Consider the following 12,309-nt stretch of genomic DNA (forward strand, 5'->3'; position numbering starts at 1 on the left):
TGCTCCGGGGAACCCCGGTGGGCCCGCGCCCGCCGGGGTTCCGCCGTGTCTAGGCGCTCCGGGCCGCCAGCCCGTAGCGGTGCTCCGGGCGGCCGGTGTCGCCGTAGCGCAGGGTCAGCCGCAGTCGGCTGTCCCGCTCCAGCTGTTTGAGGTAGCGCTGGGCGGTCGAGCGGCTCAGCCCGGTGGCGTCGGCGACCTCCTGGGCGGACAGCGGCCGGCCGGCCCGGCGCAGCACGCCGAGCACCAGGTCGGTGGTGGGCGCCGAGTGGCCCTTCGGCAGCACCCCGGTGGGCGGGCCGGCGCTGCGCAGGGTCGCGAACAGCCGGTCCACCTCGTCCTGGCCGGCCTCCCGGGCCGGGGCGGCCAGCGCGTGCCGCAGCTGCGCGTACGCGACCAGCTTGTCCCGCAGCCCGGCGAAGGTGAACGGTTTGACCAGGTACTGCAGGGCGCCGTGCTGCATCGCGGCGTGCACCGTGGAGACGTCCCGGGCGGCGGTCACCATCATCACGTCGCAGGCCACCTGGCGCTCCCGCAGTCGGCGGACCAGGGCCAGGCCGGTCTCGTCCGGCAGGTGGTGGTCGAGCAGCAGCAGGTCCACCGGGCGGCGCTCCAGCGCGGCCAGCGCCTCCCCGGCCGAGTGGGCGGTGCCGGTGACCCGGAAGCCCGGCACCTTGGCCACGTAGGCGGCGTGCACGTCCGCGACCCGGAAGTCGTCGTCCACCACGAGTACGTCGATCATCACGCCTCCACGAGCTGAGCGGTGAGCAGGGCCTCGGGCAGTTCGACGGTGAACCGGGCGCCGCCGAGCGGGCCGGTGTCGAGCACGATCCGGCCGCCGGTCCGTTCGACCAGCCGCCGCACCATCGCCAGGCCCAGCCCGCGCGGACGGTGCGCGGGCGCGTCCTTGCTGGTCCACCCCTCCTCGAAGACCTGCTCACGCAGCTCCTCCGGCACGCCCGGGCCGCTGTCCACGACCTGCAGCAGCAGGGTGGAGCCGGCCGCGGCCAGGGTCACCTCCAGCCGGCCGCTCCCCGCCAGGGCGTCCATCGCGTTGTCGATCAGGTTGCCGAGCACCGTCACCAGGGCCCGGGGGTCCACCACCGTGTCCGGCAGGTGCGCGGCCGGGGCCAGCACCAGCCGCACCCCGCGCTCGCCCGCCACCGCGGTCTTGCCCGCCAGCAGCGCCGCCACGTGCGGGTCCTGCACCTGTTCGGCGATCCGGGCGGCGACCACCGCGTGCGAGCCGGACTGCTCCGAGATGAAGGCCACCGCCTGTTCGTGGCGGCCGAGTTCGAGCAGGCCGAGCAGGGTGTGCATCCGGTTGGCGTGCTCGTGGTCCTGGGCCCGCAGCGCCTCGGTCAGGCTGCGGGTGGTGTCCAGCTCGCGGACCAGCGACTCCAGCTCGGTGCGGTCGCGCAGCGTCACCACCGCGCCCTCGGTGGTGGCCGTCCGGTTGACCACCAGCACCCGGTCGTCCCGGACGGCCGGCAGGTCGGTGCCGGTGATCCGCCCGGTCAGCACGTCGGCCAGTCGGCCCGGCGGCAGCACCGCGGCGATCGGGCGGCCGGTGCAGTCCCCGGGCAGGCCGAGCAGCCGCAGGGCCTCGTCGTTGGCCAGCCGGATGCCGCCCCGCTCGTCCAGCGCCACCATGCCCTCGCGGATGCCGTGCAGCATCGCCTCGCGCTCGACCAGCAGCGCGGAGATGTCGGCCAGCGCGATGTTGTGGGTGCGGCGCTTGAGCCGGCGGGCCAGCACCAGGGTGGCGACCGTGCCGGCGGTCAGGCCGGCGGCGGCGCACAGCAGGATGCCGGTGAGCATCTTCAGCAGGCGGCGGCGGATCGAGTCGTCGCTGATGCCGACCGACACCTCGCCGACGATCCGGCCGTCGGCGGTGCGCAGCGGCACCTTGCCGCGGGCGGTGCGGCCCAGCGTGCCCTGCTGGATCGCGGTGACGCTGCGGCCGTTGAGCGCGGGCTCGGGGTCGGTGCTGACCCGCTGGCCGATCCGGCCCGGGTCGGTGTGCGAGAGCCGGATCCCGTCCAGGTCGGTGACCACGACGAAGCTGGCGCCGGTGGCCAGCCGGATCTGTTCGGCGTTGCGCTGCGCGGTGGCGGTGTCCCGGGCGTCGGCGGCCCGGGCGATGGTCTCGTCGGTGGCGGTGGCCTGGGCGATGGACAGCGCCCGCTGCATCGCGTCGTGGTCCAGTTCGCTGCTGACCGGGGCCAGGAACAGCCCGGCGGTCACGGCGGTGACGCCGACGGTGACGACGGTCTGGCTCAGCAGGAGCTGGGCGAAGACCCGGCGGGGCCAGTGGGGGAGCTTCATCCGGGCCTCCTCTCGGTGGCGTCGGTGCTGCGGGGGTGGGGTCGGGACACCCTATGTTTCCGGGGTGTTTCTGTCAGCCCGCGTCCCCGCAGTTGTAGCGGAAGCAAAACGAGCAGAACACCCCTCAATGCGGAGAAGTCGCACTACGCGCAGATGGCTCCCGCCGGGGCGGGGCCCGCTCCTACCTTTCCGGGGCAAGCACTGACCCGGGAGGAATGCATGACCACTGCCCCGGCGATCGAGCTGACCGGCGCGACGAAACGCTTCCGGACCCCCTCCGGGGCCCTGCACACCGCCGTCCGCGATCTCGATCTGACCGTCGCCCAGGGCGAGTTCGTCGCCGTCGTCGGCCCCACCGGCTGCGGCAAGTCCACCACGCTGACCCTGGTCAGCGGCCTGGAGGAGCCCACCGAGGGTGAGGTCCGGGTGTACGGCGAGCCCGTGCGCGGGATCGACCCGAAGGTCGGGTTCGTCTTCCAGCAGGACGCCGTCTTCCCCTGGCGCACCGTGCTGTCCAACGTGATGGCCGGGCCGCGCTTCCGCGGCGTGCCCGCCGCCGAGGCCCGGGAACGGGCCCGGGACTGGCTGGGCCGGGTCGGCCTGGCCGCCTTCGAGGACCGCTACCCGCACCAGCTGTCCGGTGGCATGCGCAAGCGCGTCGCGCTCGCCCAGACCTTCGTCAACGACCCGACCATCCTGCTGATGGACGAGCCGTTCTCGGCGCTGGACGTGCAGACCCGGGCGCTGATGTCCGACCAGCTGCTGGAGCTGTGGGCGGGGACCGGCTCGTCGGTCGTCTTCGTCACCCACGACCTGGACGAGGCCATCGCCCTCGCCGACCGGGTCGTGGTGATGACGGCCGGGCCCGCCACCGTCAAGGAGGTCTTCACCGTCGACCTGCCACGACCGCGCACCGTGGAGGCCGTCCGACTGGAACCGAGGTTCGTCGAGCTGTACCGCGAGATCTGGGCCTCGCTCGGCGAAGAGGTGCGCATCACCCGGGAGAGAGGAGCGGGTCGTGCCGCTTGAGACCGTGTCCGCCGTCACCGCGGAGACCCCCGCCGCCCCGAGCAGCAGGACCGAGGCCCGCGAACGGGCCGCCCGCAACCGCAGGTTGACCGTCTACGCGGCTCGGGCCGCGGTGCTGGTCGCCTTCCTCGGCCTGTGGGAGGTGTGCGCCCGCACCGAGGTGATCGACCCGTTCAACTTCTCCCAGCCGTCCAGGATCTGGGACCAGATCTGGCAGTGGATCACCCACGGCACCGCCCAGGGCTCGCTCGGCGAGCAGATCGGCTACACCCTGTACGAGGCCCTCAGCGGCTGGGTGATCGGCGTGGTCGGCGGCGTGCTGCTGGGCATCGCGCTCGGCCGGATCCGCTTCCTGGCCGACGTGTTCGGCCCGTACATCAAGGTGCTGAACGCCATCCCGCGGATCGTGCTCGCCCCGATCTTCCTGATCTGGTTCGGCCTCGGACCGGCATCCAAGGTCGCCTCCGCGGTGGTGCTGGTGTTCTTCCCGGTGTTCTTCAACGCCTTCCAGGGCGCCCGCGAGGTGGACCGCAACCTGGTCGCCAACGCCCGCATCCTGGGCGCCGACAACCGCAGGGTCACCCTCCAGGTGGTCATCCCCGCCGCCACCACCTGGATCTTCACCAGCCTGCACGTCAGCTTCGGCTTCGCGCTGATCGGCGCGATCGTCGGCGAGTACATCGGCGCCACCAAGGGCCTCGGCCTGCTGGTCGCCGCCGCCCAGGGCACCTTCAACTCGGCCGGGGTGTACGCCGCCATGACCATCCTCGCGGTGGTCGCGCTGCTCACCGAGGGGCTGCTGACCTTCGCGGAGAAGAAGCTGTTCCGCTGGAAGCCCGCCGACTCGGGCGACGGCCGCTGAACTCCCGCTGCCCGTAGGGCCCATGAGGCCCATAAGGCCCGTATCGCCTGTACGGCCCATGAGGCCCATGCGGCCCGTAAGACGTCAAGACTTCCGAGAAGAGAGGCACCCCCACCCATGCGCCGCTCAGCCGCCGCCGCCCTCGCCGCCGTCCTGCTGTTCCCGCTCGCCGCCTGCGCCAACGACGCCGCCACCGCCGGCCACGGCGCCGCCGCCCCGGCCGGGCAGCAGGTCGACGGACCCAAGGTCAAGATCATGGTCGGCGGCCTGGACAAGGTCATCTACCTGCCCGCGATGCTCACCCAGCGGCTCGGCTACTTCGCCGAGGCCGGCGTCAACGTCGAGCTGCTGACCGAGCCGGCCGGCGTCAACGCCACCACGGCGTTGCTGGCCGGCGACGTCCAGGGCGCCGTCGGCTTCTACGACCACACCATCGACCTCCAGGCCAAGGGCAAGCACGTGGAGTCCGTGGTGCAGTTCGCCCAGGCCCCCGGCGAAGTCGAACTCGTCTCCACCAAGCAGGCCGACGCCATCAAGTCCGGCGCCGACTTCAAGGGCAAGAAGCTCGGCGTCACCGGCCTCGGCTCCTCCACCGACTTCCTGACCAAGTACCTCGCGGTCAAGAACGGCGCCTCCGCGAGCGAGTTCAGCCCGATCGCGGTCGGCGCCGGGCAGACCTTCATCGCCGCGCTCCAGCAGGGCAGCATCGACGCCGGGATGACCACCGACCCCACCGTCGCCACCGTCCTGGACAAGGGCCTCGGCAAGATCCTCTACGACCTGCGCACCCCCGAGGGCTCCCGTCAGGCGCTCGGCGGCCTCTACCCGTCCTCCTCGCTCTACATGAACACCGAGTGGGTGGAGAAGAACAAGGACACCACCCAGAAGCTCGCCAACGCCTTCGTGAAGACCCTCAAGTGGATGTCCACCCACAGCCCCGAGGAGATCGCCGCGAAGATGCCCGCCGACTACGCGCAGGGCGGTGCCGAGCAGTACGCGGCGGCGATCAAGTCCACCCTGCCGATGTTCACCACCGACGGGGTGATGCCGGCCGACGGCCCGAAGACCGTGCTCGCGGTGCTCGCCGCCTTCCACCCGGACGTCAAGGGCAAGGAGGGGACGATCGACCTGTCCCGGACGTACACCACGGAGTTCGCGGGCAAGGCCACCGGCTGAGCCGGCTCCGACCGCGGTCCCGCGCCCACCCCCACGGGCGCGGGGCCGCCGTGGTGCTCGGACGGTGCTCAGACGCCCCGTACGGACAGCACGTCCATCCGCGACGGCGTCCCCGGCGTCTTGCCGCAGCTCTCCGGACGCGCCGGCTCGCTCACCGACTCGATCACGTCCACCTCCCAGGCCCGCCCGTCCCGGTGCAGCACCCCCACCAGCCAGCGGCGCTCGCCGTCCGGCCGCTGCGTCACGGTCAGCGCGTCCACCTCGGTCTCGCCGGTCGCCAGCCGCACCGCGTGCTCGGCCGCCTGCCCCGGCCGCTGCCAGCCCGAGCAGCCCCGCGACCACTCCGGCACCATGTGCCCGGCCGCCGTCGCCGCCAGCACCTCCTTGGCGCTCTCCGACGTCAGCCGCCCGTACGCGTAGCCGTACGGCAGCACCAGCATGGTGGGGGAGAAGCGGTGCCCGCCCAGGTGGGTCACCTCCCAGACCTCGCTGTGCCCGGCCGCCGCCAGCTCCGCCGCCAGCGGACGGCCCAGCAGCGCGCAGCAGCGGTCCCGGCGGCCGTTGGTGCACACCAGCGCCACCGGGCCGCCGACGTGATCCACCCCGAAACCCGTGTGGTCGCCGGCGCCCAGCGCCGCGAAGTCCAGCTCCAGCAGCTCCGCCGGATCCGCCACCCGCGCCCGGCGCACCCAGCCGCGGCCCGGCACCGTGTGCGCCACCAGCACCTCGTGCCGCGTCGTCGGCAGGCAGTCCGCGTGCCGGCCCGGCCGCCGGATCAGGGCCACCCGCACCCCGGTGCCCGCCGCCGCGGCGTCCAGCGCCCGGCCGGTCTCCCGGTCGAGGTGGCTCTCGCCCAGCGCCTTCGCACCCCACGGGCCGTTCTGCTCCACCAGCAGCCAGGTGGTCGCCACCGCCGCCGTGGCGGTCAGCGGTTCCGAAAGTTCACGCGACACGGTCGCACAGGTGCTCACCCGGGCAAGGCTACCCTCAGCGGTTCCACCCGGCCCGGGCTCCGGAAACGGCCCGCGAACGGGCCCGACGCCGATCCCGGTACGGCCCCCGTACGACCCCGGCACGGCCCCGGGTACGCCGGAGGGCGGGGCGCCCGCAGGCACCCCGCCCTCCCGGACCCGTCATCACGCCGGGCCGGCCACCACCACGATCGGCGCCGCCACCGGAGTGCCCGAACCGTCCCGGCGCGGGTCCCGCTCCGGCAGCTCGACCGGCACGCCCTTGGCACCGGCCGCCCGCGCCGGGGCGGCACCCGCCCAGGCGAACGTCAGACCGTCCTCACCACGCAGGAAGCGCTGGCACCGCACCCCGCCGGTCGCCCGGCCCTTGCGCGGATACTGCTCGAACGGCGTGACCTTCCAGGAGGTCTGCTCCTCCCCGGAGAGCGTGCCCGAGGCCGTCGCCACCGAGACCACCACCGCGTCCGCGGCCGGATCCACCGCCGTGAAGGACAGCACCCGGGCACCGTCCGACAGCTTGATGCCCGCCATGCCACCCGCCGGACGGCCCTGCGGACGCACCTGCCCCGCCGGGTAGCGCAGCAACTGGGCGTCCGAGGAGATGAACACCAAGTCCTCCTCGCCGGTGCGCAGTTCGACCGCGCCCACCAGCTCGTCGCCGTCCTTGAGGGCGATCACCTCGAACTCGTCCTTGTTCGCCGGCCACTCCGGCACCACCCGCTTCACCACACCCTGCACCGTGCCCAGCGCCAGCCCCGGCGAGGACTCGTCCAGCGTGGTCAACGCCAACACCCGCTCCCCGGCCTCCAACCGCAGGAACTCGCCCACCGCGGCCCCGCCCGCCAGCGTCGGCGACGGCATCGGCGGCAGCGCCGGCAGATCGATCACTGGCAGCCGCAGCACCCGGCCCGCCGACGTCACCACACCCACGTCCGCCCGCGCCGTGGCCGGCACCGCCGACACGATCACGTCGTGCTTCGCCCGCTTCTCCGACAGCTCGAACGGCTCGCCGTCCGCCGTCCGCGCCAGCAGCCCCGTCGAGGACAACAGCACCCGGCACGGGTCGTCCGCCACCTCCAACGGCACCGACAACGCCGCCGACGGAGCCGCCCCCGCCTCCAGCAGCACCGTGCGCCGCTCCGTCCCGAACTGCTTGGACACCGCGCCCAGTTCGGACGACACCACACTGCGCAGCCTGGAGTCCGACTCCAGGATCTCGGTCAGCTCCGCGATCTCCGCGGACAGCTTCGCCTTCTCCTGCTCCAGCTCCACCCGGTCGAACCGGGTCAGCCGGCGCAGCGGGGTGTCCAGGATGTACCCGGTCTGCGTCTCCGACAGCGAGAAGCGCTCCATCAGGCGCTCCTTCGCCTGCTGCGCGTTGTCACTCGACCGGATGATCGCGATCACCTCGTCGATGTCGACCAGGGCCACCAACAGGCCCTCGACCAGGTGCAGCCGCTCCTCACGCTTGCGGCGCCGGAAGTCGCTGCGCCGACGCACCACCGTGAACCGGTGGTCGACGTAGACCTCCAACAGCTCCTTCAGCCCCAGCGTCAACGGCTGCCCGTCCACCAGCGCCACGTTGTTGATGCCGAAGGTCTCCTCCATCGGCGTCAACTTGTAGAGCTGCTCCAGCAGCGCCTCCGGCACGAAGCCGTTCTTCACCTCGATCACCAGCCGCAGCCCGTGCTCGCGGTCGGTCAGGTCCTTGACGTCCGCGATGCCCTGCAGCTTCTTCGCGTTGACCAGGTCCTTGATCTTCGAGATGACCTTCTCCGGGCCGACGTTGTACGGCAGCTCGGTCACCACGATGCCCTTGCGGCGCGCCGTCACCGACTCGATCGCCGTGGTCGCCCGGATCTTGAACGTGCCACGGCCGCTCTCGTACGCGTCCCGGATCCCCGACAGGCCCACGATCCGCCCGCCCGTCGGCAGGTCCGGACCCGGCACGAACCGCATCAGCGTGTCCAGGTCCGCGCTCGGGTGCTTGATCAGGTGCCGGGCCGCCGCCACCACCTCGGACAGGTTGTGCGGCGGCATGTTCGTCGCCATGCCCACCGCGATCCCGGTCGCGCCGTTCACCAGCAGGTTCGGGAACGCGGCCGGCAACGCCAGCGGCTCCTGCTCGCTGCCGTCGTAGTTCGGCCCGAAGTCGACCGTGTCCTCGTGGATCGACTCCACCAGCGCCATCGACGCCGCCGTCAGCCGCGACTCGGTGTACCGCATGGCGGCCGGCGGGTCGTCGTTGCCCAGCGAACCGAAGTTGCCGTGCCCGTCGATCAGCGGCAGCCGCATCGAGAACGGCTGCGCCATCCGGACCACCGCGTCGTAGATCGACTGGTCGCCGTGCGGGTGCAACCGGCCCATCACCTCGCCCACCACACGGGCGCACTTCACGTGCGAACGCTCCGGACGCAGGCCCATCTCGTTGGCCTGGTACAGGATCCGGCGGTGCACCGGCTTCAGACCGTCCCGCGCGTCGGGCAGCGCCCGCGAGTAGATCACCGAGTAGGCGTACTCCAGGAAGGAGCCCTGCATCTCGTCCACGACGTCGACGTCGAGGATCCGCTCCTCGAAGTCTCCGGGCGGCGGGGTCTGCGAACTGCGGCGGGCCATCGCGGCGGGGCTCCCTTACGTGTCGCTGGCAGTGGCGTCGGCCGTCGTCCGGCCGTCGGTCGGTCGGCGCACGGGCGTCGCCGTCCTGATTCACCGTCCCGTCGCCGCCACCCGTCAACCGGGCGCGACCGACAGGGCACGGCGCCCCCATTGTGGACCCTCCCGCCGACAGTCCCGGTCAGCGGCCCTCTTCCGCCCCTGGCGAACGCCGCATCCGCGCGGGCACGAACACGCCCCCCACGCGTTGCACCACAATGGGGGACGCCACACGAACCCCGACATCGACGACGGGAAGGACCCGAGCGCATGGCCAACCCGGCCCCCGCCTCCAGCCGAGGCATCGCCATCACCGAGCACCGCCTGGCCAACGGCCTGCGCGTCGTCCTCTCCGAGGACCGACTCACCCCCGTCGCGGCAGTCTGCCTCTGGTACGACGTGGGCTCCCGCCACGAGGTCAAGGGCCGCACCGGCCTTGCCCACCTCTTCGAGCACCTGATGTTCCAGGGCTCCGCCAACGTCTCCAACAACGGCCACTTCGAGCTCGTCCAGGGCGCCGGCGGCTCCCTCAACGGCACCACCAGCTTCGAGCGGACCAACTACTACGAGACCATGCCCGCGCACCAGCTGGAGCTCGCCCTCTGGCTGGAGGCCGACCGGATGGGCTCGCTGCTCGCCGCGCTCGACGAGACGTCCATGGAGAACCAGCGCGCCGTCGTCAAGAACGAACGCCGCCAGCGCTACGACAACGTCCCGTACGGCACCGCCTTCGAGAAGCTCACCGCGCTCTCCTACCCGGACGGCCACCCGTACCACCACACCCCGATCGGCTCCATGGCCGACCTCGACGCCGCCACCCTCGACGACGCCCGGACGTTCTTCCGCACCTACTACGCGCCCAACAACGCGGTCCTCTCCGTGGTCGGCGACATCGACCCCGAGCAGACCATCGCCTGGGTCGAGAAGTACTTCGGATCCATCCCCGCCCACGACGGCAAGCAGCCCCCGCGCTCCGGCGAACTCCCCGACACCATCGGCCACGAGGTGCGCGAGAACGTCACCGAGGACGTCCCCTCCCGCGCCCTGATGGCCGCCTACCGCCTGCCGCACGACGGCACCCGGGAAGCCGACGCCGCCGACCTGGCCCTCACCATCCTCGGCAGCGGCGAGTCCAGCCGGCTCTACAACCGGCTCGTCCGCCGCGACCGCACCGCCGTCGCCGCCGGCTTCGGCCTGCTGCGCCTCGCCGGCGCCCCCAGCCTCGGCTGGCTCGACGTCAAGACCTCCGGCGACGCCACCATCGCGCAGATCGACGCCGCCGTGGACGAGGAACTCGCCCGCTTCGCCGCCGAGGGCCCCACCACCGAGGAACTCGAGCGCGCCCAGGCCCAGATCGAGCGCGAGTGGCTCGACCGGCTCACCACCGTCGCCGGCCGCGCCGACGAACTCTGCCGCTACGCCGTCCTGTTCGGCGACCCCAAGCTGCTGAACGACGCCCTCCCCAAGGTCCTCGACGTCACCGCCGAAGAGGTCCAGGCCGTCGCCAAGGCCCGGCTCCACCCCGACAACCGGGCCGTCCTCGTCTACGAGCCGACCGCGACCGCCGACGACGCTTCCGACGCCGCTTCCGAAGAGGAGGGTGCCGCCGTATGAGCACCGACTACGTCCCCGCGATGACCTTCCACCCCCAGCCCCAGCCCGGCACCCCCAGCCCCTGGGCCTTCCCCGCCCCCGAGCGGTCCGCCCTCGGCAACGGCATCACCGTCCTGCACTGCCACCGGCCCGGCCAGCAGCTGGTCGCCGTCGAGGTCCTCCTCGACGTCCCGCTCGCGGCCGAACCCGAGGGCCTCGACGGCATCGCCGCCATCCTCGCCCGGGCGTTCAACGAGGGCACCGACACCCTCACCGCCGAGGAGTTCGCCGGCGAACTGGAGCGCGCCGGGGCCACCCTGGACGCCCACGCCGACCACCCGTGCATCCGGGTCGCCCTGGAGGTCCCCGCCTCCCGACTGCAGCGCGGCCTCACCCTGCTCGCCGACGCCCTGCGCGCCCCCGCCCTCCCGGCCGAGGAGATCGAGCGACTGGTCGCCAACCGCCTGGACGAGATCGTCCATGAGCAGGCCAACCCCGCCCGGCGCGCCGCCAAGGCCCTCTACGCTGAGCTCTTCGACGCCGCGGACCGCCTCTCCCGGCCCCGCAGCGGCACCGCCGACACCGTCAAGTCGATCGACCGGGCCGCCGTCAAGGCCTTCTACGACGCCCACGTGCGGCCCGCCACCAGCACCGTCGTGGTGGTCGGCGACCTCACCGGCGTCGAGCTGCCCGCCCTGCTGGAGAGCACCCTCGGCACCTGGACCGGCTCCACCGCCGGGCTCTCCACGCACGCCCCGGTCACCGGCGACGACCGCGGCCGGGTCCTCATCGTCGACCGCCCCGGCTCGGTCCAGACCCAGCTGCTGATCGGCCGCATCGGGCCCGACCGCCACGACCCGGTCTGGGCCGCCCAGATCCTCGGCACCTACTGCCTCGGCGGCACCCTCACCTCCCGCCTCGACCGCGTCCTGCGCGAGGAGAAGGGCTACACCTACGGCGTCCGGGCCTTCGCCCAGCCGCTGCGCTCCGCCGCCGACGGCAGCGGGCGCTCGCTGCTGGCCATCAGCGGCTCGGTGGACACCGCCTCCACCGCCCCCGCGCTGGCCGACACCTGGACCATCCTGCGCACCCTCGCCGCCGAGGGCCTCACCGACGCCGAGCGCGACGAGGCCGTGCAGTTCCTGGTCGGCGTCGCGCCGCTGAAGTACGAGACCGCGGGCTCGGTCGCCGGCACCCTGGCGGACCAGGTCGAGCAGCACCTCGCCGACGACTACCAGGCCGAGGTCTACCGGCAGCTGGCCGAGCTCTCCACCGCCGCGGCCACCGAGGCCGTGGTCGCCGCCTTCCCGCCGGACCGCCTGGTCACCGTCCTGGTCGGCGACGCCGCCGCGATCGCCGAGGACGTCCGGGCGCTCGGGATCGGCGAGGTCACCGTCGTCAGCTGACGCCCGGTGGCGTCGGACTCCGGCCCGGTGGAGCGAACCCGCTCCGCCGGGCCGGACGCGTTTTTAAATCCCTTGCGGGCCCGTCCCGTTCCGTGGATAGATGTTCCCCGACGCACCGAACGTGCGAACGGCGAGCAGCGAAAGGAGGCGGTCACCATGCGGGTCGAGCGAACCATACGACGACGCTCCCCAAGGCCGTCCCTCCCCTGCTCCACCCCGGCCGCCTGAGCGCAGCCGCCCCCGAACTTCCCCGAGCCGCGCCGGGATTCTCATGCGCGCGGCAGCTCATCTTCCT

Annotated in this window: 9 protein-coding genes; 5 read left to right on the forward strand and 4 right to left on the reverse strand. The window is 72.8% G+C overall.

From position 1 onward, the window contains the following. Nucleotides 1-49: 49 nt before the first annotated feature. A complete protein-coding gene (locus ACIP4P_RS36650) occupies nt 50-739 on the reverse strand; it encodes a response regulator (RefSeq protein ID WP_400926154.1) in 690 nt (229 codons plus the stop codon). Beyond that, nucleotides 739-2,325, reverse strand: a complete 1,587-nt coding sequence (locus tag ACIP4P_RS36655; protein ID WP_400926157.1) for an ATP-binding protein — start codon at nt 2,323-2,325, stop codon at nt 739-741. The genes ACIP4P_RS36650 and ACIP4P_RS36655 overlap by 1 nt, the downstream gene beginning before the upstream one ends. A gap of 219 nt (nt 2,326-2,544) precedes the next feature. On the opposite strand from ACIP4P_RS36655, the gene ACIP4P_RS36660 reads away from it, so the two are divergent. The 3 genes from ACIP4P_RS36660 (at nt 2,545) to ACIP4P_RS36670 (ending at nt 5,392) form a co-directional block, all read left to right on the forward strand. Continuing rightward, nucleotides 2,545-3,354: an ABC transporter ATP-binding protein gene (locus tag ACIP4P_RS36660; RefSeq protein ID WP_350513708.1), complete on the forward strand. Its 810-nt coding sequence runs from the start codon at nt 2,545-2,547 to the stop codon at nt 3,352-3,354. Next, a complete protein-coding gene (locus ACIP4P_RS36665) occupies nt 3,344-4,216 on the forward strand; it encodes an ABC transporter permease (protein ID WP_400926161.1) in 873 nt (290 codons plus the stop codon). The genes ACIP4P_RS36660 and ACIP4P_RS36665 overlap by 11 nt, the downstream gene beginning before the upstream one ends. Nucleotides 4,217-4,333: 117 nt before the next feature. After that, complete coding sequence (locus tag ACIP4P_RS36670; protein ID WP_400926164.1) at nt 4,334-5,392, forward strand: ABC transporter substrate-binding protein; 1,059 nt, start codon at nt 4,334-4,336, stop codon at nt 5,390-5,392. A 68-nt stretch (nt 5,393-5,460) separates the two neighbouring features. On the opposite strand, the gene ACIP4P_RS36675 is transcribed toward ACIP4P_RS36670, so the two are convergent. Beyond that, nucleotides 5,461-6,363 (reverse strand): sucrase ferredoxin, encoded by a 903-nt coding sequence (locus ACIP4P_RS36675; RefSeq protein ID WP_400926167.1) that lies wholly within the window; start codon nt 6,361-6,363, stop codon nt 5,461-5,463. 165 nt (nt 6,364-6,528) lie between these two features. Further along, entirely contained in the window at nt 6,529-8,979 is a 2,451-nt protein-coding gene (locus ACIP4P_RS36680) for a DNA topoisomerase (ATP-hydrolyzing) subunit A (protein ID WP_400926170.1), read from the reverse strand. A 306-nt stretch (nt 8,980-9,285) separates the two neighbouring features. On the opposite strand from ACIP4P_RS36680, the gene ACIP4P_RS36685 reads away from it, so the two are divergent. Both ACIP4P_RS36685 and ACIP4P_RS36690 read left to right on the forward strand, forming a co-directional pair. Then, nucleotides 9,286-10,629 carry a pitrilysin family protein gene (locus ACIP4P_RS36685; protein WP_350513712.1) on the forward strand — a complete coding sequence of 448 codons (1,344 nt, stop codon included), beginning with the start codon at nt 9,286-9,288 and terminating at the stop codon, nt 10,627-10,629. A gap of 20 nt (nt 10,630-10,649) precedes the next feature. Beyond that, on the forward strand, nt 10,650-12,014 hold the full coding sequence (locus tag ACIP4P_RS36690) for a M16 family metallopeptidase (protein WP_400926225.1): 1,365 nt from the start codon (nt 10,650-10,652) through the stop codon (nt 12,012-12,014). Nucleotides 12,015-12,309 lie beyond the last annotated feature (295 nt).

Source organism: Kitasatospora sp. NPDC089509, assembly GCF_044749365.1.
In the GTDB taxonomy this organism is placed as follows: Bacteria; Actinomycetota; Actinomycetes; order Streptomycetales; family Streptomycetaceae; genus Kitasatospora.